23 protein-coding genes are annotated in these 25,404 nt (G+C 36.5%); 14 read left to right on the top strand and 9 right to left on the bottom strand.

Translation table 11 applies throughout. The features are described from left to right. The first annotated feature begins 58 nt into the window (after nt 1–58). The gene (pckA, locus tag Q0940_RS05135) at nt 59–1,666 is read left to right on the top strand and encodes a phosphoenolpyruvate carboxykinase (ATP) (RefSeq protein ID WP_299265033.1); all 1,608 of its coding nucleotides are present in this window, start codon (nt 59–61) and stop codon (nt 1,664–1,666) included. A gap of 89 nt (nt 1,667–1,755) precedes the next feature. Here pckA and Q0940_RS05130 read toward each other — a convergent pair whose 3' ends face one another. Together Q0940_RS05130 and Q0940_RS05125 are read right to left on the bottom strand one after the other, a co-directional pair. Then, on the bottom strand, nt 1,756–3,057 hold the full coding sequence (locus Q0940_RS05130) for an inosine/guanosine kinase (protein WP_299265030.1): 1,302 nt from the start codon (nt 3,055–3,057) through the stop codon (nt 1,756–1,758). A 196-nt stretch (nt 3,058–3,253) separates the two neighbouring features. Beyond that, nucleotides 3,254–3,514, bottom strand: coding sequence for a GrxA family glutaredoxin (locus Q0940_RS05125; protein WP_299265027.1), 261 nt, complete (start codon nt 3,512–3,514; stop codon nt 3,254–3,256). Nucleotides 3,515–3,613: 99 nt separating this feature from the next. On the opposite strand from Q0940_RS05125, the gene Q0940_RS05120 reads away from it, so the two are divergent. The 7 genes from Q0940_RS05120 to alr all read left to right on the top strand — a co-directional run bounded on the left by Q0940_RS05120 (nt 3,614) and on the right by alr (nt 9,378). Further along, a complete protein-coding gene (locus tag Q0940_RS05120) occupies nt 3,614–3,820 on the top strand; it encodes a DUF1289 domain-containing protein (RefSeq protein WP_299265024.1) in 207 nt (68 codons plus the stop codon). A gap of 329 nt (nt 3,821–4,149) precedes the next feature. Continuing rightward, entirely contained in the window at nt 4,150–4,359 is a 210-nt protein-coding gene (locus Q0940_RS05115; protein ID WP_105051672.1) for a cold-shock protein, read from the top strand. Nucleotides 4,360–4,591: 232 nt separating this feature from the next. Next, a complete protein-coding gene (locus Q0940_RS05110) occupies nt 4,592–5,182 on the top strand; it encodes an RNA polymerase sigma factor (protein ID WP_299265470.1) in 591 nt (196 codons plus the stop codon). Between the two features lie 4 nt (nt 5,183–5,186). Further along, complete coding sequence (locus Q0940_RS05105) at nt 5,187–5,696, top strand: hypothetical protein (RefSeq protein ID WP_299265020.1); 510 nt, start codon at nt 5,187–5,189, stop codon at nt 5,694–5,696. A gap of 21 nt (nt 5,697–5,717) precedes the next feature. Beyond that, a complete protein-coding gene (locus tag Q0940_RS05100) occupies nt 5,718–6,698 on the top strand; it encodes a hypothetical protein (RefSeq protein WP_299265017.1) in 981 nt (326 codons plus the stop codon). A gap of 176 nt (nt 6,699–6,874) precedes the next feature. Next, nucleotides 6,875–8,275 carry a replicative DNA helicase gene (gene dnaB / locus Q0940_RS05095; protein ID WP_299265014.1) on the top strand — a complete coding sequence of 467 codons (1,401 nt, stop codon included), beginning with the start codon at nt 6,875–6,877 and terminating at the stop codon, nt 8,273–8,275. A gap of 26 nt (nt 8,276–8,301) precedes the next feature. Then, the gene (gene alr / locus Q0940_RS05090) at nt 8,302–9,378 is read left to right on the top strand and encodes an alanine racemase (protein WP_299265010.1); all 1,077 of its coding nucleotides are present in this window, start codon (nt 8,302–8,304) and stop codon (nt 9,376–9,378) included. 32 nt (nt 9,379–9,410) lie between these two features. On the opposite strand, the gene Q0940_RS05085 is transcribed toward alr, so the two are convergent. Next, a complete protein-coding gene (locus tag Q0940_RS05085) occupies nt 9,411–9,863 on the bottom strand; it encodes an Lrp/AsnC family transcriptional regulator (RefSeq protein WP_299265006.1) in 453 nt (150 codons plus the stop codon). 116 nt (nt 9,864–9,979) lie between these two features. On the opposite strand from Q0940_RS05085, the gene Q0940_RS05080 reads away from it, so the two are divergent. Then, entirely contained in the window at nt 9,980–10,606 is a 627-nt protein-coding gene (locus Q0940_RS05080) for a LysE family translocator (RefSeq protein ID WP_299265004.1), read from the top strand. A 69-nt stretch (nt 10,607–10,675) separates the two neighbouring features. Here Q0940_RS05080 and queG read toward each other — a convergent pair whose 3' ends face one another. Beyond that, nucleotides 10,676–11,821: a tRNA epoxyqueuosine(34) reductase QueG gene (queG, locus tag Q0940_RS05075; protein ID WP_299265001.1), complete on the bottom strand. Its 1,146-nt coding sequence runs from the start codon at nt 11,819–11,821 to the stop codon at nt 10,676–10,678. 396 nt (nt 11,822–12,217) lie between these two features. On the opposite strand from queG, the gene Q0940_RS05070 reads away from it, so the two are divergent. The 3 genes from Q0940_RS05070 to tldD are packed head-to-tail and all read left to right on the top strand — an operon-like array spanning nt 12,218 to nt 18,471. Further along, the gene (locus Q0940_RS05070) at nt 12,218–16,141 is read left to right on the top strand and encodes a YhdP family protein (RefSeq protein ID WP_299264999.1); all 3,924 of its coding nucleotides are present in this window, start codon (nt 12,218–12,220) and stop codon (nt 16,139–16,141) included. Further along, nucleotides 16,142–16,993: a carbon-nitrogen hydrolase family protein gene (locus Q0940_RS05065; RefSeq protein WP_299264996.1), complete on the top strand. Its 852-nt coding sequence runs from the start codon at nt 16,142–16,144 to the stop codon at nt 16,991–16,993. It begins immediately after the preceding gene. A gap of 38 nt (nt 16,994–17,031) precedes the next feature. Continuing rightward, entirely contained in the window at nt 17,032–18,471 is a 1,440-nt protein-coding gene (gene tldD / locus Q0940_RS05060) for a metalloprotease TldD (RefSeq protein WP_299264993.1), read from the top strand. A gap of 115 nt (nt 18,472–18,586) precedes the next feature. On the opposite strand, the gene yjgA is transcribed toward tldD, so the two are convergent. Beyond that, nucleotides 18,587–19,105 carry a ribosome biogenesis factor YjgA gene (gene yjgA / locus Q0940_RS05055; RefSeq protein ID WP_299264989.1) on the bottom strand — a complete coding sequence of 173 codons (519 nt, stop codon included), beginning with the start codon at nt 19,103–19,105 and terminating at the stop codon, nt 18,587–18,589. A gap of 89 nt (nt 19,106–19,194) precedes the next feature. Here yjgA and pmbA point away from each other — a divergent pair, with 89 nt between their 5' ends. After that, the gene (pmbA, locus tag Q0940_RS05050; RefSeq protein ID WP_299264984.1) at nt 19,195–20,538 is read left to right on the top strand and encodes a metalloprotease PmbA; all 1,344 of its coding nucleotides are present in this window, start codon (nt 19,195–19,197) and stop codon (nt 20,536–20,538) included. A gap of 81 nt (nt 20,539–20,619) precedes the next feature. Here pmbA and Q0940_RS05045 read toward each other — a convergent pair whose 3' ends face one another. The 3 genes from Q0940_RS05045 to Q0940_RS05035 are packed head-to-tail and all read right to left on the bottom strand — an operon-like array spanning nt 20,620 to nt 23,030. Continuing rightward, the gene (locus Q0940_RS05045; protein ID WP_299264981.1) at nt 20,620–21,642 is read right to left on the bottom strand and encodes a hypothetical protein; all 1,023 of its coding nucleotides are present in this window, start codon (nt 21,640–21,642) and stop codon (nt 20,620–20,622) included. Continuing rightward, a complete protein-coding gene (locus tag Q0940_RS05040) occupies nt 21,642–22,136 on the bottom strand; it encodes a hypothetical protein (RefSeq protein WP_299264977.1) in 495 nt (164 codons plus the stop codon). Before Q0940_RS05040 ends, Q0940_RS05045 begins: the two co-directional genes overlap by 1 nt. 39 nt (nt 22,137–22,175) lie before the next feature. Then, complete coding sequence (locus Q0940_RS05035; protein ID WP_299265467.1) at nt 22,176–23,030, bottom strand: LytTR family DNA-binding domain-containing protein; 855 nt, start codon at nt 23,028–23,030, stop codon at nt 22,176–22,178. 161 nt (nt 23,031–23,191) lie between these two features. Here Q0940_RS05035 and Q0940_RS05030 point away from each other — a divergent pair, with 161 nt between their 5' ends. Next, nucleotides 23,192–24,442: an acyltransferase family protein gene (locus Q0940_RS05030; protein WP_299264975.1), complete on the top strand. Its 1,251-nt coding sequence runs from the start codon at nt 23,192–23,194 to the stop codon at nt 24,440–24,442. Nucleotides 24,443–24,487: 45 nt separating this feature from the next. On the opposite strand, the gene Q0940_RS05025 is transcribed toward Q0940_RS05030, so the two are convergent. Continuing rightward, a complete protein-coding gene (locus tag Q0940_RS05025) occupies nt 24,488–25,345 on the bottom strand; it encodes a S1-like domain-containing RNA-binding protein (protein ID WP_299264972.1) in 858 nt (285 codons plus the stop codon). Nucleotides 25,346–25,404 lie beyond the last annotated feature (59 nt).

Genomic DNA, 25,404 nt, shown 5'->3' with positions numbered 1-25,404 from the left:
TTCGATTTATCTATACAGATCCCTTTTTTTTAATTTAACTATGATTCGGTGAACTTAAATGGCTAAAAATATTGATTTATCACAGTACGGCATAACAGATGTTAACGAAGTTATTTATAATCCGTCATATGATGTTTTGTATGAAGAAGAGATTAACCCTGCTCTTGAAGGTTATGAGAAAGGTGTCGTTACGGAATTAGGCGCGGTTAATGTTAGTACTGGGATATTTACTGGTCGTTCGCCAAAAGATAAATTTATAGTAGAAGATGCCATCACAAAAGATACAGTGTGGTGGAATTCAAAAACGGCCCCAAATGATAACAAACCTATTTCAGAAGAAATTTGGCAAGATCTTAAAAACCTAGTTAGCAAACAACTTTCAAGTAAAAAATTATTTGTTGTTGATACTTTTTGTGGGGCTAATGAAACAGTACGACTTAAAGTACGGTTTATCACGGAAGTCGCATGGCAAGCGCATTTTGTTAAAAATATGTTTATGCGCCCAACAGATGAAGAGTTAGAAAATTACGGTGAACCTGACTTTGTTGTAATGAATGGCTCTAAAACTACAAATCCTAATTGGAAAGAGCAAGGTCTTAATTCAGAAGTATTTACTGTTTTTAATTTAACAGAAAAAATGCAGATCATCGGCGGTACTTGGTACGGCGGTGAAATGAAAAAAGGCTTGTTCGCAATGATGAATTATTACCTACCATTACAAGGTATGGCATCAATGCATTGTTCTGCTAATGTTGGAAAAAAAGGTGATGTAGCTATCTTTTTTGGTTTGTCAGGTACGGGTAAAACAACATTATCTACCGACCCAAAACGTGCGCTTATAGGTGACGATGAACATGGGTGGGATAAAGACGGTGTATTTAACTTTGAAGGTGGTTGTTACGCAAAAACTATCGACTTAGATAAAGAAAGCGAACCTGATATCTACAATGCAATACGTCGTGATGCATTGTTGGAAAACGTAACTGTGGATGAAAATGGTAAAATAGATTTTACTGACGGTTCAGTTACACAAAATACTCGTGTTTCTTACCCAATTAATCACATTGATAATATTGTTAAACCTATATCAAAAGCAGGACATGCTCAAAAAGTTATCTTTTTAACCGCGGATGCATTTGGTGTATTACCTCCTGTTTCTAAATTAACAGATGCCCAAACTAAATATCATTTCTTGTCTGGTTTTACCGCTAAATTAGCTGGAACTGAACGTGGAATTACTGAGCCTGTACCAACATTTTCATCGTGTTTTGGTAAAGCATTTTTAACATTACACCCAACTAAATATGCTGAAGTATTAGTTGAACGTATGAATGCATCTGGTGCAGAAGCTTATTTGGTTAATACTGGTTGGAATGGTAGTGGCAAGCGTATCTCAATTAAAGATACTCGTGCGATTATTGATTCAATTCTTGATGGTTCAATAGAAAGCGCACCAACTAAAATCATTCCAATATTTAATTTGGAAGTGCCAACTGAATTAGCTAACTGTGACGCTAAGATTTTAGATCCTCGTGACACTTATCAATATGTTGCACAGTGGCAGTCAAAAGCAGAAAATCTAGCAAACTTGTTTATCGATAACTTTGTTCAGTTTACTGATAATGAAGAAGGTAAAGGATTAGTTGCTGCTGGACCACAGCTGTAAACAAGGCCTAGTAATCATAAAAAAGCCTTTGCATTATAAATGCAAAGGCTTTTTTGTTTCTGAATTTAAATGTAAAAAATTGGATGCTACTAATGCCAATAAGCTTGCTCTAAGCTATCTTCACGCTCAGGTAAGCCTTTTGATAAGCGAGGTGAGCTTTGTGATAATACTTCAAAGCTAACTCGGTTCGCGTATTTACACATCTGTGACAATGAAGAATAGGTTATTGCCGGTACTGTATGTTTGCTTGACTCAGGCACGTTGGTAGAGTGATAAGCATTGGATGCAATATCATGCAAAACAGCAGCTAACGCACCATCTCCTGCACCATTAGTATTCTTAATTTTGTCCGGTCCACCCATGTAAGGTGCAATATGAGAATAAATCTTTATTGGGTTACTACAGAGTGATTTTAATAAAGGTCTAGAATATTCGTAGCGATTAAACTCAGGAATGCTACCTGGTAATAATGGATAGCGAGTATCACGCTTGAATGTCTCATCAGTGAAACCTGCCATATATAATCCTAGCGGGCCTGCGGTACATAAAACTAAATCAGCTAAGTCCAAAGCAGCTTCCGCGGCTAATAAAGGGTCTGAATGACCAACAAGTGCTTCAGCTTCTTCTTCATTCATCGCTAAGACTTGTACGTGTTGTTTAATAAAATCACGCCACCATTGAGGCTTTTCATCAATCATAAAACGAGTACCTAAGGTTAATACCACAGGCACTTTATGTTTGTTAGCGTATTCGATAGCTTTTAATGCAGCTTTGTCTAAGGTGTCTTCGCCACTACAGCGTGTAAAATAAGCGCTGATAACAAAGGCACAAGAATTTTTAATTAACTCTTCATCAATAAAATCTGGAGTAAGGCGGTTCATTTTTCCAGAGTCGATGGCAAAAGTGCGTTCGCCATCTTCTGTGATCAAAGTGAAGGCCCTGCCAATAGCACCGTCCACAGGTTGTAGATGTTGTAAGTCTACTTTCGATGAGGTGTTGCATAAATATTGGTAAGCGTAATTGCCAACTTTAATGTTTTGACTCATAACACCATAAAGGACAGATCTGTCATCGGCCAATACGGAATAATTGTGCATTGTGTTGCCAATTGTGCCGCCGGCATGTTGGTCGACAATAAGGTTGTTATCATCAATATATTGATATAGAGCTTCTGCAATCTCACTTGGTACTAATTGTGACAAGCCTTTAGTTAGCTTAAATTCTGCTAATAAGCTTTCTGGGACATGCGCTTCAATATCTACAATAGTTTGATCCATCCCCACTACATATGGATGTTTGAGTTCCACATCCGTGGTTAACTTTTTAGTTAATGGATCTTTTTTATCAACAGGGAAGTAATGTTTGTGTTTTCGACGGCCTGGAAATCGCATGTATTGATTGCACTGTAGAAGAATTAATGGCGCGCATTATAAATGGTCTGAGGAGTAATAAACATAACAAATCGAGAAAAAATTAGATTGGAGGTGTTTAAGTAAGAATGTCAGAGAAAATTAAAAGAGATTTCAAAGACTAACAAGGAATAGTTCACCAGCTCATTAAGTTAATAATGAGCGGATGAAAGGCATTTTAATATAGGTCTAAGTTTGCTTTAGCATAAGCTTCAAACTCGTCACATCCACCAATATGTTCTTGATCTATAAATATCTGTGGAACAGTCTGAACTGGTTTTCCAACCGTTTTTTCAAGATCTGCTTGGCTAATACCTTCAGCATGTATATCAACATAACGAAAGTTAAAGTCATCACGCTTTTCTTTAAGTTGCTCAGCAATTTCTTTTGCTCTTACACAGTACGGACAAGCTGGGCGACCAAAAATAACAGTAAACATAAAATTCTCCTCTAAAGTAATTGATGCAATAATACGTAAAAATTTAGTTAGAATAAATGGATTAAAATCGATGATGTTAACAGTAAAAGTAGATTCTTTATGATTAAATCGCCATGCATTAGAGAATGTTGCCTAGATGATAGCGATATATGTGTAGGTTGTTTCCGTCATATTAATGAGATTACAGGTTGGCAGAAATTATCTGAGCAAGAGCAAAGTGCAATCGTAAGTCGTTGTGATAATAAAAGAAAAGATCAATTATTAGATACTGGATCTGAAACCACTCCAGAAATAGATCAAGCATAGAGTAACGAGCTCTAACGATAAAAATGTCATGTTACAGATGAACACCGTTGTTTTTTCATACTCGCATGATAAATAACGAAAATAATTTAAAGATATATGGACATTTAATGAGCTTTATTAAAAATATGTGCTATCATACGTTTTGTCTTTACAGAGACATATTTAAGATTGTTATTTGCTTCATGTGTTAATAAACCTCTAGACTCAATTTTTTGGTCGATATTGAGACGTTATCCTTCCATAAGTTACATCGCAATTTAATATTTCCCTATGAAGATAATGTCGGCACGTATTGTGTCTTAAAATATTAAATTTAAATCGAGGTTTATATGTCTAAATCGACTGGTACAGTTAAATGGTTCAACGAAGAGAAAGGTTACGGATTTCTTACTCAAGATAATGGCGGCAAGGACGTATTCGTTCATTTCCGTGCAATTTCTGGTGACGGATTCAAAACATTAAAAGAAGGCCAAGCGGTTTCTTTTGAAGTTGAAGACGGTCAGAAAGGTTTGCAAGCTGCAAACGTTGAATTAGCTTAATTAGCTAACTCTCAAAAAAAGTGACTTTTTAGTCACTTTTTTTATGTCTTTTTTTTATTAAAGCCCCTATAAACTAAAATACTTAATCCTTTATTATCAATGGTTAATGAAATTGGTTTGATAAAATACAAAAATAAATATATTTCCTTTTAAACCTTTCCTTATTCATATCATACTAACCATTCAATAACTCGAATCGGTAAAGAGAAACTTACTTGTGTCATCAAACGTGATTGCCCCAGAACAATTTAAAGGGCAAACCAATAAAGTAGAGCAAGACGACTTGATCGTTGCCCAATTAAAGCGGGGTGAACAGTCGGCGTTGAGAAAACTCTATAATATTCATGGCAAACGTGTTTATGCATTAAGCTTACGTTTATCAGGTGATCGTGAAATTGCTGAAGATATTACCCAAGAAGTTTTTGTACAAATTTGGCAAAAAATTCATAACTTTAGAGGTGATAGTAAGTTTTCTACTTGGCTACATTCAGTGGCAAGTAATGTGGCGATAAGCCATATGCGTAAACAAAAAGCTTGGTGGCGTTCATGGTTTGGTTCGGATGAACAAAATGAAACTGAACTAGCGAATATAAAAACCGATGACGATTTAACAAATCATGACTTAAGTCGTAGTGGGTTAGATAAGCATATAGCTAAACTGCCAGAGCAAGCCAGAATTGTGTTTGTGTTGTTTGCCATAGAAGGCTGGCGTCATGAAGAGATAAGCAAAGAATTAAATATCGCAGTAGGCTCTAGTAAATCGCAATACCATAGAGCTAAGCAGTTATTACAAATTACAATTAATTCAGAGTTAGATAGGTAACGTTATGAGCATAAACAATATCGAAGAAAAAGATGTGTTAACTCAAGCGCAAGAGTTGCCAAAAGAGTTAACCCCAAAAAGAGATTTATGGGCTGGCATTGAGCAAGCAATTGCTAAAACACCACAACAAAGTGGTTACGAAACTAATATTAGTTGGCAGCAGTTTGGCAAAATAGCTGCGGCGTTTGCTCCAATTGCATTGGTGTTAGGAATTTGGCTTAGCACAAGTAATGAAGCATCTGTTAATAGTAATTGGACTAATCCATTGATAGCCAGCTACGAGATTCAAAAAAAGCAGCTATTACAGAATGTAAATTTAGAACATCCAATTGTTAATAATTGGCAGAGTTCAATGAAAGAATTAGAGTTGGCTGAAAAAGCGCTTATTAAGGCGTTAAAAAATCAGCCAGAAGATCCAGCATTAATGAAAATGTTAAATCAGGTTTATCAGAGTCAAATTAGCTTGATTCAAAAAGCGTATAAGCCTCAATTACAAACGTATCATCAAATTTAGAGTCAGTGGCGGGTAAATAAAATGAAAAATGTAATTTATAAAAATTGGAAAGTAAGCTTGGTTAGCAGTTTATGCATCTTGTCTATGAGTGTTTTTGCGGGCGAAAAAATAAATAAGTCTTTGACTACCAAAGCCGAAGGACGAGTGTTGATTGACGTCATGTCAGGTACGGTAAAAATTAAGACTTGGGATAAAAACCAAATTCAAATTATTGGAGAATTATCCGATGCCGCAGAAGGTTATCAGTTTGAAGTGGATGATGACGGTGAAGCTTATTTTAAAGTGAAGATGCCAAATAATCGTTGGGGTGGCTGGGGCAATGGTAACAGCCATGATGACGGTTCAAAGTTAGAATTTTTTATTCCTATCAATAATAACTTACGTTTTGAAGGGGTTAATGTTGATGTCGACGCCTCTGATATTCAAGGCGGAACTCAAATTAATACAGTGAATGGAGATGTTAAAGCAAACAATCTAACCAATCGTATTAAACTTGAAACCGTTAATGGCAGTATTAAATCTAGCGATCTGCAAGGTAAAATAAATCTTAATACCGTAAACGGTGAAATTGTAGATAAGAATAGCCAAGGTGAGTTGGAAATTGAAGCTGTTAATGGCGATATTGAAACTGACACTGCAGCGATCCAGATTGGTATTAGTAATGTAAATGGCGAAATGAAAATCAATGCCAAACTCATTAAAGAAATGGAAATCGGAACGGTAAACGGCGATATTGACGTTAGTTTAAGTTTGGCTAAAGACGGTCGTTTCGTTTATTCAAGTGTTGGTGGTGATGCTGATATTTACTTTGTTGGGGACGTATCTGCTAACTTTAATATTGAAACCCATGCCGGCGGTGACATTAAAAATCGTCTAACTAAAGACCGTGTCAAAGAAGCTAAATACGGACCTGGTGAATCAATACGATTTAAGATGGGAACTGGCTCGGCTGATGTGCAAATAGACACGGTAAGTGGTGATGTCACCATCAGTAAAAAATAAACCAAGATAGACTTATACCAATTGTATTAATTATAAACCCCAGCTTTGTGATATCTGCTGGGTTTTTTCTATTTGTAACTAAATCTATTAATCACTGAGTTGAGTTATTGATAACTTCAGTTATTCCGATAGAATGTTCAGTCTGATCTCACTCCTAAGTTGTATGAAACGAATCCATGGCAAAGTCGTCTTTTAAGTCTGCAAAAGAACAAGATGCTCAAATAGCGTCTCTCAAAGTTCCACCACATTCCGTTGAAGCTGAACAATCGGTTTTAGGCGGACTTATGTTAGATAATAACGCATGGGATCGTGTGGCCGAAAAAGTAGTAAAAGATGACTTTTACTTACGTCAGCACAAGCAAATCTTTACCGCTATGGCGCAGTTGATGGTTAAAAATCACCCTATTGACTTGATCACAGTGTCAGAAGCATTAGAAAAAGAGAAAGTATTAGAAGATGTTGGTGGTTTTGCTTACTTAGGTGAAATTGCGAAAAATACGCCAAGTGCCGCGAATATTGTTGCCTACGCAGAAATTGTTCGAGAACGAGCCGTTGTTAGAGAGTTGATTGGGACGGCAAATGAAGTCGCCGATGCTTGTTATAACCCAGAAGGGAAAAGCAGTGCGGAATTATTAGATTTTGCCGAGTCACGAGTTTTTAAAATTGCAGAGCAGCGAGAAAATAAAAACGAAGGGCCAAAAGACTTAAATTCAGTATTATCTTCCACGGTTGATAAAATTGAAGAACTAATGCGTACGGATAATAACGGCGTAACCGGACTTACTAGTGGCTTTAATGATTTAGATAAAATGACAAATGGTTTCCAACCATCAGATCTTATTATTGTTGCAGCTCGTCCATCTATGGGTAAAACCACGTTTGCCATGAACTTGGTAGAAACTGCAGCATTAACTTCAGATAAACCAGCACTGGTATTTAGTTTGGAGATGCCGGCGGATTCCTTGATGATGAGAATGCTGGCGTCATTAGGTCGAATTGATCAAACTAAAGTTCGTACTGGTAATTTAGATGATGATGATTGGGCTCGTCTTGCTAGCACAATGGGATTAATGCAGGAAAAAGGTAAACTTTATATTGATGATTCATCCGGCTTAACACCAACAGAATTACGTTCCAGAGCTAGACGAGTTGCTCGTGAACACGGTGGTTTGTCTATGATCATGGTCGATTACCTGCAATTGATGCGCTCGCCAGAATTTAAAGATAATCGTACGTTAGAAATAGCCGATATATCAGGCTCTTTAAAAGCACTTGCCAAAGAATTAGAAATACCAGTTATTGCGCTTGCCCAGTTAAATCGTGGCTTGGAGCAGCGTGCAGATAAACGACCAATAAACTCAGATTTAAGGGAGTCAGGCTCAATCGAGCAAGATGCCGATTTGATCATGTTTATTTATCGTGACGAGGTTTATCACGAAGATTCAGCTGACAAAGGCACCGCTGAAATCATAATTGGCAAACATCGTAATGGGCCAATTGGTCGTGTTCGCTTAACTACTCAACTACATTACTCTCGTTTTGATAACTATTCGGGTAATGCTTTCTTTGACGAGTAATCAATGAAGATAGCTAATAGAAACTTATGAAAATTGCCGTTGCTGAAATCAACCTAACCGCTTTATTGCATAATATTGAAGTTGTCCGTAAGTTAGCGCCCACTTCTAAAATATTAGCTATGTTAAAGGCGAATGCTTATGGTCATGGTTATTTAGAGATTGCAGAGGCTCTCACTAATGTTGATGCGTTTGGTGTAGCTCGGTTAGAAGAAGCAATTAAATTGAGAACCGCTGGAATTCAAAAATCTATTCTTTTATTGGAAGGTTTTTTTGATAAAACTGAGTTGTTCACTATTGCAGAACAACAACTCGAAACGGTATTACATACCAAACAACAAGTCATTGATTTCATTAATGCTGACTTGCCTCGTCCGGTAAAAGTCTGGCTAAAATTAGACACAGGTATGCACCGTATTGGTTTACCGCCATCTGATTTTGAATTTTGTTATAAAGCATTATTCCAACATAAAAATGTATTGGGTTTAATCACGTTAATGACACATATGGCGTGTGCTGATGAACAAGACAATCCATTAAATCAAAAACAATTATCCTTATTTAATCAACTTGCTGGGGATTTCCCTTGTGAGCATTCAATAGCAAATTCTGCGACTATTATGTCGATACCTGCTGCACATAAAGATTGGGTCCGTCCAGGAATTATGATGTATGGCGCTTCTGGTATGGCAAACTCTGATGCTGCAGAACATGACTTAAAACCAGTTATGACATTAAAAACCAGTGTTATTGCTGTGCGAGATGTGAAAAAAGGCGACTCTGTAGGTTACGGTGCAACTTGGACCGCAGCAGAAGAAACTAAAGTCGCTGTGGTTGCTATGGGATATGGTGATGGTTATCCACGTAATGCCGAAAATGGTACTCCAGTTTTAATCAACGGCATCGAATATCCTCTAGTTGGCCGTGTTTCTATGGATATGATCACGGTTAACGTTGGAGCTCATTCACCTGTAGAAATAGGTGACGAAGTTATCCTGTGGGGCGATGGACTTGCGATAGAACGTGTTGCTCGTCATGCCAATAGTATTTCATATGAATTATTATGTGGTTTAACAGGCCGCGTTAAAAAGCAGTTTAGTTATTAGGGAGACTCACTTTTATTAATACTGCTCTAATATTATTTATTTTGATCTTTTGCTGACTCCATAATCACATGAGTACTAATGGTCGCAACTTGTGGTAAGTCACCTAATACGTCGGTGTGAAAGACTTTATATGCTAATAAGTCAGCCGTTTCCACTCTTAATATATATTCAAATGAACCTGTGACGTTATGACATTCGAGCACTTCGTCTGAATTGGTTATCGCTTGCTCAAAAGCTCGTTGTGAATCTTTAGTATGAATAGATAAACCAACGGTAACAAATGCACTAAATCCTATACCTAATTTATGATTGTCGAGAATTGCTCGATAACCTCGAATAACGCCCTGTTTTTCTAATTCTTGAACTCGACGTAAACAAGCTGAAGGTGATAATCCTACTTTGTCGGCTAAGTCGATATTACTAATTCGACCGTCTTTTTTTAATTCACGCAATATATGTTCAGAAAATTTATCTATTTTAATCATTTGTTGTCCTTAGGTTATGAATGACACAATAAAGACAATTTAATTTCGTGGGAAGTTGTTTATAGTATTTATCTTAATTCAATTGGTATAAACACGCTTTCTACATCAAGGTGTGGATGCATAAATCGTTAGATAAAGGAAAAATAGTGACCTTAGATATAATCATGGCTTTAATGCTTTTTGCTTTCGCATCCTCAATATCACCAGGGCCAAATAATCTAATGCTGATGAGTTCAGGTGCTAACTTTGGGTTTCGTAAGACCTTGCCTCATATGTTTGGGGTTGGTTTTGGTTTTACTTTGATGGTTGCTTTAGTGGGCATTGGTATTATGCAAGTCTTTGACTTGTACCCGGCAAGTTATTTAATACTTAAATGGTGTAGTGTTATTTATCTGGGCTATCTTTCTTATAAGGTAGCAACCGCAGCTCAGCCAGAAAATAGTAATAGTAATAACGTTAAGCCATTTTCATTTATTCAAGCTGTATTATTTCAGTGGGTAAATCCAAAAGCATGGACCATGGCATTAACTGCAATTGGTATATATGCGCCAGAGAGAGATATCACTTCAGTCATGATTGTGGCATTAGTGTTTGGCGCGGTAAATTTACCTTCAATTAGTGTATGGGTTGTATTGGGATTAAAAATTCAGAAAATGTTATCAAGTGTTAAACGGTTACGAATGTTTAATGCTGTGATGGCAACATTATTACTCGCTTCACTTTATCCTGTACTAGTGGGTTGATGTTTGAAATAAGTGGCGTTTGTGTATTTTGAACTTAGTATCATTACATTTAGTCGTTTTTTTGTTGCATTAAGCGTCTCTTGGTAAACCGATTTTAATGGCTTTGATAAGGCGTTTTAGTTTCCTTGAATCTACCCCTTTATCATTCGCTTTTTGTTGTTGCTGTTCTAATGCCCACTGAATATGCTCATCTACCATATCGGAAATAAGCGTTAACTTGCTGTTAAGTTGCTCTACGACTTTTAAACTAAATGGTGCATTGCCTAGTGCAATTGCGATATTACGCATCCAGCATTCAAAGCCTATTCGTCTTATTGGACTGCCTTCGGTCATTTTTAAAAAATGAGGTTCTTGCCACTGCCACAGCTCTAATAAACTAATTGAGTTCAGTTGTGAACGAGGCGCAAAGTCAGGTTCAGTAGATAATTGAGCAAAACGATTCCAAGGGCATATAAGCTGGCAATCATCACAGCCATAAATACGATTACCCATTGGTTTTCGATATTGTTCTGGAATACTGCCTTTTAGCTCAATGGTTAAATATGAAATACATTTACGACCATCAACTACATAAGGTTCAACAATAGCTTGAGTTGGACACGTTGTAATACAAGCAACACAAGCACCACATTCATTTTCTACAGCTTGGTCTTGTTCCAAAGCAATAGGTAAAAATAACTCACCTAAAAAGAACCAGCTACCAGCTTGGTTATTTAAAAGAAGTGAGTGTTTACCCGTCCAACCTAACCCTGCTTTTTCTGCAATTGGTCTTTCCAATACAGGAGCTGAGTCAACAAAAGGACGAAAGGCTAGGTTATCTACCCCAATTTCTTTTTCTATCATCTGTCCGAGTTTTTTTAGCTTATTACGGATCACCTTGTGATAATCACGGCCAAGTGCATAGCGGCTGATAAAGGCTTGATTTGGTTGCTCTAACGTTGAGGCAAACTTCGCATCTTCTGGCAGGTAATCCAAGCGAACGGAAACAATAGACACTGTACCGGGCAATAATTCAGCAGGTCGGCTACGTTTAGTTCCATGGGTTTCCATGTAATGCATTTCACCGTGAAAGCCTTTTTCTAACCAATCTAACATTTTGGGTTCTTGTGCAGATAAGTCTATATCTGAAATACCAACATGCTGAAAGCCAAGTTCTTGGCCCCAAAGCTTGATTTTTTCAGTTAATAAACTGTTGTGTGGATCTGCGTTATTCATTCAGTAAAAGACTAATATTAGGGTTGTAATAAGAGGTCTACTTTAACATGGATTACGAACTAGGCGCAGTAGATAAACCAGACTTGGTGAATAATAGTAATTGCCAATTAATTAAAATAGCCCCCATAAGTAATAGGTAACTTTAGTGTGCTGTAAGTAAATAATTGATAAGGTTTAATCATAAAGTTAAGTATTTTTCATATTAGCTTACAAAATAAAGTATATTTTACTGTTTATACCTATCATTAACGCTAGATTTTACTGCAAAAAATGATGAAAAAGGTATTATGAACATAGCTATTATTGAACAACAATTTCCATTTATAGTAAGTAGAATAATTTGAAAAAGTTAGAAGTTAATAAATTGAGTATTTATTGCTTATTAAGAGAGATATCTTGTTAAAGAAAACGACGCTACGCATTGTAAAAACAATGTGGGTATTTTTTGCATCTCTTGTTATTTTATTCGCGGTTGCTATCAGCCTGCTCAAGTTTGCCTTACCGTATGCCGATGATTATAAAACGGACGTTGAAGAATACCTGTTAACAAACTTTAATGCTCAAATTTCCATAGGGGGCATTAGCGCGACTTGGCAGTCGTCTGGTCCTGTTATTATTCTACATGAATTAAAAGTATCACCTACCGCTAGCACACCGCTGGACATTGCAATTAAAAAAACTGAAATAGAAATAAATTTTTGGCAATCATTATTAGAACAACGATTTGCCAGTGGTACATTTCTATTGGATGGGCTTGATGCCAAAATTAATAGTGATGTATTTTATAAAGTCAGACCAAAATCGAATGGTGGTCAACTATTTGAAAACTTAAGTCACTTATTTTTGTCACAACTACACTCTTTTAAAGTTATAAATAGTTTAGTTGAAGTGCGACATAAACAAGGGCGAACACAAAATTATCAAATTGATTCATTACGTTGGATCAACGATGGAAATCGTCACCAAGCTAGTGGCGAATTATCGGTTGATGGATTTGCCAGCAATTCTGCGACATTAATTGTCGATTTATACGGTCAACGCCGCCAAAACATTTTTGGCCAAATTTATTTAGAGGCTGCAAAATTAGATATTTCTCCTTGGTTAACTCAATTTATAAGTGAGCATGTAAATCTAGAGTCGAGTGAAGCTAATTTAAAAGTTTGGGGGAATGTAAAAGATGGTCTTGTTAATGACATTGTTGCTGATATCTCAGACTCCGGTATTCATTGGCAAAAAGCAGAACAACAGCAGTATTTAGGTATTAAATCTACCAAATTACAATGGTCAAAATCTAACACTGGCTGGTCCATGTTTAGTAATGATATCGCATTAAATAATGGTGAAGATGAATATGATGGTTTTCATTTATCAGCTTTCTCTGATGGTAGTAATGCTCAGCTCAATGTTATCGAAGGAGATATTCAGCCAATATCTCGGCTTTTTTCTTTATTCTCTGTTACTAAAGGTTTAGGTATTTTAGCTGAGTCAGAAATTAGCGGTGAACTAGACTTCTTTAAATTACAGCTTGATCAAAATAACCAAATAAAAGCAGCCACTCATATTTCTAATTTAAGTTTGGCACCGACTACATCAGAAAATACCGCTTATTTAGGAATTGACGGATTAAATCTTAATGGTTATTGGTCGGATAAGGAGGGGTGGTTTGAGTTAACGGGTCAAGATAATAAATTTCATACGCAAGATACTTTTAGTCAAGACTTTAACTACTCTGAATTTAGTGTAATGACACATGTAAAACATACTGATAATGGTATTACTGTGAACTTGCCAAAAATCACAGTGAAAAACCAAGATGTAAATATTAATGTAGCGGCGCAGTACACTCACTTTGATACACCCAACTTTACCCTTTATGGCGAAGTGGAAGGCCCTAAGTTAGGCTCTATTCGTCAGTATTTACCCAAGTATCTAATACCTACAGAGACTTATGATTATTTGATGTCGGCCATTGAAAAAGGGCGAGGTGAATTGACTCAAGTTGCCATCAGTGGTGATCCGACAAAGATGCCATATAGTGATGTATCGAATAGTTCAAACTATGGCACTTTTGTTCTTAAAGCTTTGATAAAGGAAGGGCAGTTTAAGTTTGACCCTACTTGGCCAGCTATCGAAAATATGGACGCTCAACTGCTAATTAAAGACAGTTTAATGACGATTAAAGTAGACGCAGGTCAATTTTCTAGTTTGAAGATAGACCATGATACTGAAGCTGATATTGCATTAGATGCCCAGCAATTGAAGTTAAAACTGTCGTTAACCCCAAAAAACTTAATGCTAGAAGATTTTCATAGCCTGATAGAGACAACGCCATTAAAAGATATTTTGGGAGATGTGTTTGAGTTTGTAAAATTAAAGGGTGAATCTACAGCAGCTGTCAATATATCAATTCCCTTGTCTGATGAGCCCAATAGTGATGGTGAAGTTCCAGAAGTATTAGCGTGGGGACGTGTTAAAACTAATAATGCAGATCTCAGTTTACCTGAGATTAACTTGAACTTTGAAGATGTAAATTCAATCGTTACTTTTGAAAATTCAACATTTAAAGTTGAGAGCAAGGATAGTAGATTATTTAAACTGCCAATTAGTTTAGAGGTTAATGGATATGAAAAAGATGATAGTTATTTCATTGATGCCAACCTATTAGCCGAATCTGAGCGTGATACGATAGCGTCTAAACATCCTCTAAAGTTAATGAGTTACTTTGATGGGGAACAGACATCATTGGTTAATGTTAGTGTGAATATTGAATCCGATGGTTTTCAGTATTTTGTCGATGGTAGTTCGGACTTAACAAATACCTCTTATGACGTAACTAAGTCAATTGTGAAAGAGTTTGGCGTACCTGCAAGTTTAAGCTATTCCATGTTAGGCGATCAAAATGGTGGCCAATTAAATGTGGAATTAGACAATAAGCTGTTTTTTGAAGGTAAGGTCATGGCCGAATCAGGCCGAATGGAACAAGCCCATTTAAGTATTGGCGAAAGTGCCATTCAACTACCTGAGTCTGGTTTTGATATTTCAATAGAAGAAAAATCACTAGAATTTGAACCTGTTTTAGCTTTTGTTTTAGATCTAATTGGTGATTTACCTGACAGCGACCCTACTCAAGTTGGATTTATAGATCAGCCAAATCATATATTTGGCAGTATTCAGCATTTGTCTATTTTAGGACAGGATTTACAAAATGTAAGTTTGGATGCAAAACCACAAAAAGATTCATGGTTGTTTTCTTTAGGGGCAAAACAAACATTAACAGACATAACTATACATAATGATATTAAAAAAGACGGTATAGAGATTAACTCTTCTTTTTTACGTTTGGGCTCGGAATTAGTGACGGTTCCTGTCAATCCTGAAACGGTTAGGCCAGTTGAAATCGTAAATAATGTTAAACCGAGTATGGAAAACTCAGATGACTTAATTCGTAGTTTACCACCAATTAAATTTGACTGTGCAAGTTGTTTTTATAATGGAATGCCACTAGGTAAAATTAGCTTATCTGCCTATTCAGTAGGACCTGAGTTAATAATAGATAAAGCCAAACTAAATTATGAACGAAACGCTATTGATTTAACCGGTCGTTGGATTGGTAACTCAGGCTCAGGCCGAACGTATGTAAAAGGTAATGTTAAATCAAGATATTTTGGTAAATGGCTAGAAAAATACAATTTATCAACGGGGATAGAGGAAAGTGACGCATCAATTAATATAGATGTGGAATGGAAAAGCGCTCCACAGTGGTTAGACTTTGCAACATTAAACGGCCACGCTGACTTTAAGTTGGGCGAAGGTTATTTGAGTGAAATAAATGATCAAGGAGCTCGTTGGGTTTCTCTATTCAGTTTTGATTCTTTATATAGAAAGTTAAAGTTAGATTTCAAAGATGTGTTTTCAAAAGGGCTGTTTTATAACGACCTCAAAGGAAGTGTTACATTAATTGATGGTGTTGGATATTCCGATAATATTCGTATGGATGCTATTGCGGGTGATATGTCCTTAGTTGGAAATACTGATTTGAATATGAGAACGCTAGATTACGATGTAACATTTAAGCCTAAAGTCACCTCTAATTATCCTCTTATTGTCTGGTTGGCAGCAGTAAATCCAGCTACTTTTTTAGGTGTGATGGCTCTGGATAAAGTGATAGAGAGTGCCGAACTTTTTGAATTCTTATTTAAAGTTAATGGGGATTTAGATAAACCTACAGTTAAAGAAGTGAAGCAATTTAGTAAACGAGAAAAAATACCAAAAATTGTAGCTAAGCGAGAACAGCAAACCCTTACAACTGAGGATAAATAGATGAAAGTTTATACTTTGCAAATGTGCTCTAGCCCAAACGTGGATGAGAACTTATTATTTATTGAACAAGAGTTAACAAAAACAACGGCAGATTTAACCAATGCTATTGTTGTGTTACCTGAATGCTTTGCTGCTTTTGGTGTTGGCGATAGAGCTAACTCTGATATTGCCGAGCCGCTAAATAATGGGGTAATTCAATCTCGCTTAGCGTCTTTAGCAAAACAATATTCTATCTATTTAGTCGCCGGCACTATGCCTATCTTAGACAATGGAAATAGTAAATTAAGCAAAGTAAAACCAGTCACTTTAGTTTATTCACCAGTTGGAGAACTAATAGCGCATTATCAAAAAATTCATTTATTTGATGTCGATGTCGAAGATGGTGTTGGTAGTTACCGAGAGTCTGATAGTTGGTCTGCCGGGGATCAAGTTGTTTGCTTTGATACTGAATTTGGCAAAATCGGTCTCGCGATTTGTTATGACTTACGCTTTCCTGGATTATTTCAAGCATTAAGAGATGAAGGCGTTGATGCTATTGTATTACCAAGTGCATTTACTGAAAAAACCGGCGCTGCTCATTGGCAAATATTATTACAAGCCAGAGCAATTGAAAATCAGGTATACATGATAGGCTGTGATCAAGCTGGCACTCATAAAAATGGTAGACAAACTTTTGGTCACAGTATGATAGTTGATCCTTGGGGTACTGTATTATTTAACGCCGAGAAAAAATTAGGCTTGTTTGGTGCTGAGTTAAATAAAGATGGTTTAACCAAAGTACGCAAGTCAATGCCGATAAAGCAGCATAATAAGTTTGTTAGTCGTTATGTAAAAAACAGCTCGCAAGACTAACAATTGAATATAATATATTTATACAAATAGGAATTACTTTGAACTCAGTAGAGCAGAGATTATTAACCGCAAACAACTTGACTCAACAAGACGTGCTAGATGGTTTAGCAATCATGTTAGAGCACAAACTTGATTACGCCGATCTATACTTTCAAGCCAGTGCTCATGAATCTTGGGTAATGGAAGATGGCATTATCAAAGATGGTTCATACAATATTGAACAAGGCGTTGGCGTGAGAGCGGTAAGTGGTGAAAAGACTGGTTTATCTTACTCTGATCAACTAAACGCTCCTGCAATAATGGAAGCGGCTGGTACAGCAAGAAGCATTACTGCAGCGGGAGCTGATGCAAAACAAAAGTTAATTAACAAAACCATAGCCAAAGAAATTTATACGCCTTGTCAGCCGTTAGAAGCGATGAGTAACGACGATAAAGTTGCCTTGTTAAAAAGTGTTGATAGTTATATTCGCAAACAAGCACCAGAAGCTAGTAACATTGTCGTGAGCTTAACGGGTGTGTTTGAACAAATTTTAGTGGCTGCGACAGACGGCACTTGGGCAACGGACACTCGTCCATTAATTCGTTTAAATTGCTCAGTTGTATTAGAAAAAGGTGAGAGAAAAGAGCGCGGCGGAGCTGGTATTGGCGGCCGTACTGATTACGGTTACTTTTTAGAGATTGAAAATGGCCGTTTACGTTACGAACAAGCTGCAGATGATGCAATTCATATGGCTAAAATCAACCTAGAAGCAATTGAAGCTCCGGCTGGAACTATGCCAGTTGTGTTAGGTTCTGGCTGGCCTGGAGTGTTATTGCATGAAGCTGTAGGTCATGGACTTGAAGGTGACTTTAATCGTAAAGGTTCAAGTAATTACAGTGGCAAAATGGGTGAGAAGGTAGCCTCTGATCTTTGTACCATTGTTGATGATGGCACTATGTTGAATCGCCGTGGTTCTTTGAATATTGATGATGAAGGTGTACCTGCTCAGTATAACGTTTTAATTGAAAATGGTATTTTGAAATCGTATATGCAAGATAAATTAAATGCTCGTTTAATGGGTGTTGAACCTACAGGTAACGGACGTCGTGAATCTTATGCGCATTTACCTATGCCGCGTATGACGAATACTTACATGTTGCCGGGCGAAAGTACGCCAGAAGATATTATTGCCAGTGTTGAAAATGGCATTTACGCTACTAACTTTGCCGGTGGTCAAGTGGATATCACATCGGGTAAATTTGTATTCTCAGCGTCGGAAGCTTACTTAATTGAAAACGGTAAAGTAACTAAACCTGTTAAAGGTGCAACACTTATTGGTAATGGCCCAGACGCTATGTCTATGGTTTCTATGGTCGGTAATGACCTAGCGCTTGATAAAGGTGTTGGTGTTTGTGGTAAAGACGGTCAGAGTCTTCCTGTTGGCGTTGGTCAACCAACATTGAAACTAGATGAGATCACCGTTGGTGGAACTCAGTAATTAGTAAAGGCGTTTAACCATAAAAAAGCCCAGTTACTTATAAAGTAACTGGGCTTTTTTGTATTTATTGTTCAGGCTTAAATTTAATAATTCGGCAGTAGTAACAACTAGCAAACTACGAACTAGCGGTTTCTGTTTTAAGGTATTGAAATAGTTCTTTGTAGTTTTTGCCTGGTTGTTCTTTCTCAACTTCTTTTTTAGCTTGGCGCACTAATTGACGCATCTTTTGACGCTCAATAGTTGGGTGTAATGCGACTATTTCGTTTATCGCTTCGTCACCATTTTTTAGTAACTTTTCTCTTAGCTTTTCAAGTTTCTTCATTGCTTTATCAGAAACTAAATTAGGCGACATAATACGGTCGTATTCAGCGCGTAACTTATCTAAGTCTTCGTCTTTAAGTTGCTTAGTAATGAATTGCATATGACGACGAAGCGCATCTGGTTTTTTAGATATTTTATCCGCTAACAAAAAAGCAGCCTGTAATTCGTCACTGGCTGATAATTGTTTTTTTTGTGATTTGCCTAAATTAACAAGTTGCTCTGCAAAAGCTTGTAACTCTTTTTCTTCTTTTTTTAATTCGGCTTTGCTGACGTAATTTTCGTCATCTGGTAATAAATAATAGGACTTAGTCATAGGTAAATAATCAATCGAATTTAATAACTTGAAATATATGATTTATGGTATGCTGCCAAGCGCAAATTAACCAGTATTTTTGAGTATTTATGACAACTAAAACCGATATTTTTAACGATATAGATCAAGTTAAGACCGCAATCGCCGATTTATTATCACTTAGTAAAAAATATGGCGCTGATTCGGCCGAAGCTGTCATTAGCAAATCAAAAGGTATTACGGTGTCAAGTCGGTGCCAAGAACTGGAAAATATTGAGTTCAATCAAGAGGGCGCTTTAGGTATTTCTATTTATGTTGGCAAACATAAAGGCTCAGCTTCAACGGCAGATTTGAGCCATGCCGCATTAGAGCAAACGGTAAAAGCGGCTGTTGATATTGCAAAATATACGTCAGCCGATGAATTCTCTGGTTTGGTTGAACAACACGAATTAGCGACTAACATACAAGATTTAGACTTATTTCATCCACATCAAATTTCCCCAGAGCAAGGGCTCGAATATTGTATTGAGTCTGAAAAAGCCGCATTTGAATTTGATAAACGTATTACTAATTCAGACGGCGCTTCATTGTCGAGTTATCAAGGTTTTAAAGTCTACGGTAATAGCCTAGGTTTTATTGAAGGTTATCCAAGCACTCGCCATAGTTTGAGTTGCTCTGTTATTTCGCAAGACGGTGACGAGATGCAACGAGATTATGCGTATACCGTTGACCGTGAATTTAATAAATTAGATGGCGCAATCTTAGTTGGTCAAAAAGCAGCAGAAGCGGCTGTGTCTATGCTAAACGCAAGAAAGTTAGATACTTGTCAGCTACCTGTAATTTTCCATGCTGAAATTGCTTCATCTTTATTTGGTCATTTAGTTTCTGCCATAAGTGGTGGGAGTTTATATCGTAAGTCTTCCTTTTTAATGGATAGCTTAGGTAAGTCTATTTTCCCTGACATTATTAATGTAAGTGAACGTCCACATACATTAAAAGGCCTAGCAAGTAGCCCTTTTGATTCTGAAGGTGTCGCGACACATGATAGAGAAATCATTGAAAGCGGCGTATTAACTACATATTTACTAACGGGTTATTCAGCTCGAAAAATGGGTATGAAAAGCACAGGTCATGCTGGTGGTATTCATAACTGGTTAGTGCAAGCAACAGACTCGGATTTAACAGCTCTGCTTAAAAAAATGGATAAAGGTTTATTAGTAACCGAATTAATGGGCCAAGGTGTAAACACAGTAACGGGCGATTATAGTCGTGGAGCCGCTGGTTTTTGGGTAGAAAATGGAGAAATTCAATATCCAGTTTCTGAAATTACCATAGCAGGTAATTTAGCCGATATGTTTAAGCAGATAGTCGGAATTGGTGGGGACGTAGAAAAACGTGGCGCAGTACAAACAGGTTCTATTTTAATTGAAAATATGCAAATAGCGGGTAATTAGTATTTATATTAACTTTAAGTGAACGGAACAAAAGTTTGCCTATGGAAAACTTTTGTTCCGCTAAATCCACACAAAGTAGGTTTATTTAGTTTCAGCAAGTTCTTTCATAATCAATCTTTTGCATGTTGTTTGAGTTAACAGACTGCTGGCTGGTAAGGCTAATTCTAGCAGGCCTTTAATATGTTTATCTCTACCATATTGAATGATTGCTAATCGCTCTTCAAACAACTTTTTCACAAACAAGTTAGGTTCTTCGAACTGAATGGATTGCTCTTCTCTAGCTTTATTAATGTCACCGATTAAGTTTTGAAAATTGTCCAAAAACTCTTGTCGGTTTTCATTGATTATTCTTTGTGGATCTAAGATATCTTGGTAAATTTCATTTCTTGTAATATTACCTAGGTAAGCAATTAGGCCACTGTCAGTATAATGTTGTAGACCTAGCATCACATAAGTAATTGCATTTATCATGTGATGATTACTTTTATCAATTTTCTCAAGTCTGGCATTTGACTTCGCAGCAGCTAGTTCATTAATGGTTAGGAATTCAATCGAGTGGTATAGAGCCCCTGATATCAATAGTTTATTAGCTATTTGCTTCATTTTATCTCTTTGCTTAAAGCTACCACTTTGAACAAATGTAATCATGGCCCACTTGTCACCAGAATAAGCTAGTTGTTCAAGTTCTCTAGGTGATAATTCTTGGTAAGGCGCGACATACTGATTATTGTCATGATGCTCATCGCCAAGGTGTACAGCATTACCGCGTTTGGTAAATGCTTTTCCTAGATAAACTTGCCAATCTTCATTTGCTTTTTCTACAAGGTCAAAGTCGGATGGTGTAAGATCTTTTTTCGCGTCACACCAGTTACCATCTAAAGGCACCTTCTTAAGCTTTTCAGATGTAACACCTGTTGTTTTAAGCGAGGTTGTTGTTTTCTCTGATTCTAAATGAGCTTTATCTTTGGATGTAACAGGTGTTTTGAGGTTATTTTTAGGGGAAGGGTCATCGCAATCTAATTCGCAGATATGATTAGACCTTGGGAACATTGTTACCAGCGCTCCTAGTAATATTATAGTTGGTATTGCGATGATTTTTTTCATTAACAAGCCTTAATTCTAACAGCTTTAACTACAGCACAAGAATCATAACCATTATCTCTATATGCTTCTTGTAAATCTTTACATTGGTTATATGCATCTAGTGTCACTGAACCAGAAATTAAACCGTTTGAGCCAATAGTAAATTGACCACCACTAAGACATTGTGATTTTAAAGCTGAAGCGTAATTAGCGCTTGTATACGCTCTACAAGTTGAGTGAGCAACCTCCACATTTTCTTTAAACTCTTTTTCTGTATCTTTTTCTGTATCTTTTTCATTTTGAGTGTTACTGCCACCTGACCTTGGTGGGCTTGAACTACCACCATAAAAAAAGCCTCCACCAGGCAATAGTTCATCTTCTAGTTTATTACCGATAACTTCAATGGTTTCATCGATTGGTTCGTCATCGTCTTCATATTGAGCAGCCAAAAGTTGATTTGCTAATGTGAGTAGAAGTAATGATGAGATTAGCTTTAATAGATTTGATTTTTTCATAAGTCCCTTTAAATTAATAATTTAATGTCAATAACATAATTAAACATTATCAATTTTGAGCTTAAATTCCTCTTTATAACGGCGAGATAGAGTTAATGTCTTGCCGTTATTTAGCTTTATTTCACTATCTCCACTGCTTAATGGGGTAATGGAAGTGACGGCATCTAAGTTAATGCCATAACAACGATGTATTCTACAGAAACCTTCATTTTGTATTTGCTGTATCAAGTTGTTCATGGTCGTGCGCATAGGATAAATACGTCCTTGAATATGCAAATTTACATAGTTCCCAGAAGACTCAAACCACTCAATATCCTCAACTTTAATAATAAACTCTTTGCCTAACTTTTTTACCAGTAAACGATCGATATTGTTGGTAACTGGTTTATCTTCACCTTGGTTAATGGCATTGGCTTCACCCTGTAGTCGACTGAATATAAATCGGTAACTTAAAATAGCCATGACAAAAAATATAAATGACCAAAGATCTTTTCGGTATTCATATACAAGTTCAAATAATAAATCGCCAAAATCATAAGTTAAGTTTTGCGTCCAATAAACTAACTTTCTCAGCCACACCATGATAGTTATATGGCAAAGTGAAAAAACAATAGACGCGAATAAATAGATGATAAAAGTACGTTTAAAATTTTCTGACAAAATAGGCCGTTTATTCAATAACCAGCCTATTGCAGGGAGAAGTAATACGGAGCCAATAGCACTGGAATATTCAAACAAAAAAGGCTGCCAAATTAAGAAGGGCAATGTATCAGAATTTCGGCTTTCCTCCATGATCATAGAAGTAGCGTTAATTGTATTATTGAGCAAGATATAAACTGAAACAATGATGGTTTCATACCAAGCTTGATACTTTTGAAAGTGTTGATGTTTTATCATGTGGGTATTGTTCAACGAAGTGGGATTTTTTGCAATAATTTCATCCCAACTAACCACCACTTATCCCTACAGGGTGTATGTTGAGCACTATTAGGTTTTAAATCATTCATCATCTGTCACCCTAAGCTTCAGTATTCATACTCAATTAAGGCGCTAAAGTGACAATAATACAATTTATGGAATTGTTTATACCTAAGCAAAATGACATGCCAAAAAGACGTTACGATTTAGATTGGTTACGAGTTATTGTGTTTGGTTTACTGATCATCTACCACTCAGGCATGTTATATGTGGCTGACTGGGGCTTTCATATTAAAAGTCAGTATCAGTCCGAAAGTTTGGCAAATTTGATGCTGTTATTGTCACCCTGGCGCATGGCCATCTTATGGATTATATCCGGTATTGGAATTCGTTTTATCTTAGCTAAGGTGTCTTTGTGGAGATTTATTAGCTTACGTTCAATACGTTTGTTACTACCTCTGTTATTTGCCATTTTAGTGATCATCCCACCTCAGTTGTATTATGAAATGACATTTAATGGCGATCTTAACCTGAGTTATTGGGAATTTTACAAAGCATTTTTTGACAGTAACAGTGAATTGTTTGTTAATTATCAGCCCGGGATTTGGCCTCATATTGATGTAAACCATTTATGGTATTTACGTGAATTATGGCAGTATTCATTGTTTATAATTCCATTGTTACCATTATTAAATAGTGCGTTTATAGAAAAATTAACAGACAAGTTATTCAATACGAATGCAGTGGTTGCCATATTTCTGGCGGCGACACCTATTTTTATTATTCAGATGAGTTTAGATTCAAGCAGGAATGCACTTGGGTTTACTTTTCTATTATATGGTTACTTAATTGGTTGGCATCCTGTTTTTTGGCAACGTATAAAAGATAACTGTAAAACTTTTTGTATAACGGCACTAGTGTCATATTTATCTTTGATTGCGTTCTATAACTTAGTTTGGCTAGAAGCGGATACTCATACCAGTGAATTCTTATTAATGGCAGGTCAGTTAATTCATGGTTTAAATCGAATGCTGTGTGCATTAGCAGTAATGGGATTAGCTAGCCGTTACTTAAATAAAAACTCAAAACAGCTCAGTTATTTATCTGATGCAGTTTATCCATATTATATTGTTCATCAAACTATTATTATTGCAGCTGGTTTTGAGCTTTCGAAATACTCGTTGGGCATGAGCTTAGAAGCAACTTTAGTTATTCTAATTACAATTGCAGGCTGTATCGCTAGTTTTGAATTGATAAGACGTGTTGAATTATTAAGAGTGGTTTTTGGTGTTAGGTTGAAGAATCACTACGCGCCGAATATCCAAAAGGTGGGGTATATAACTGCGGCTCTTGTTATTATACCGTTTGCTTTAGAAATTCTTTTTTAAAAATAAATATGAGCGTTTTAACTTTAAAACGCTCATTTAATAAGGTTATTTATCTTCTGCTTGGTCTGTTTCTTCGTTTAAACGAATACCAGATTTTGAAATAGAAATAGTACCGTCTTTGTATAAACCACCAATAGCGCGTTTGAATGCGGCTTTACTCATACCGAATAATTGTGAGATTAATGCAGGATCAGACTTGTCGTGAACGGCAGCAAATCCGTTTTCTTTTTCTAAAAATTCAACGATGATCTTGGCAAACTTGTCTCGAGTTTTTTGACCGCCATTTAAGGTTAAATCAATTTTCCCATCGTGACGAATACGTTTGATAAAGCCTTTTTTATCTTGGCCAAAACTTAATCTTTGGTGCACTTCGTCGGTAAACAAAACGCCCCAATGAGTGTGATTAATTATGGCTTTAAAGCCTAAGTCAGTTGTATTGGCAATAATTAATTCTACGGGTTGGTTTGGTTCAAACTGCCCGGTACCATCTTCTATTACAAATCGGTCAACTTTAGTTGAGCCAGTTATGCGATGATCAATATCGTCAATGTAAACACGGACAAGGTAAAAGTAACCTTCTTCAAGCGGTTTATGCTGTTCACCGTAAGGTACTAATAAATCTTTGTCTAAACCCCAGTCCATAAAGGCACCAAAACGACCCACTTCTTTCACTTTTAAATAAGCAAATTGACCAACTTTAGCTTTTGGTCTTTGCGTTGTCGCAATAGGGCGATCGTCTGAGTCGAGATATAAAAATACATTTACATCATCACCAGGTTTTAAGTCAGGGCGAGCGTATTTGCGAGGTAATAATATTTCACCTAATTCACCACCATCTAGATAGAAACCAAAATCGACGGCTTTGACGACATCTAAGTTACAAGATTGACCAATTTGAGGCATTTATATATCCCGATTAAAGAAGGTGTAAAAGGACGCGCATTATAACCATTAATTTTTGA

This window comes from uncultured Psychrosphaera sp. (assembly GCF_947500655.1).
Classification (GTDB): domain Bacteria; phylum Pseudomonadota; class Gammaproteobacteria; order Enterobacterales; family Alteromonadaceae; genus Psychrosphaera.
Note: the sequence above shows the minus strand (reverse complement) of the source record. Positions and strands in the feature narration are given on the sequence as shown.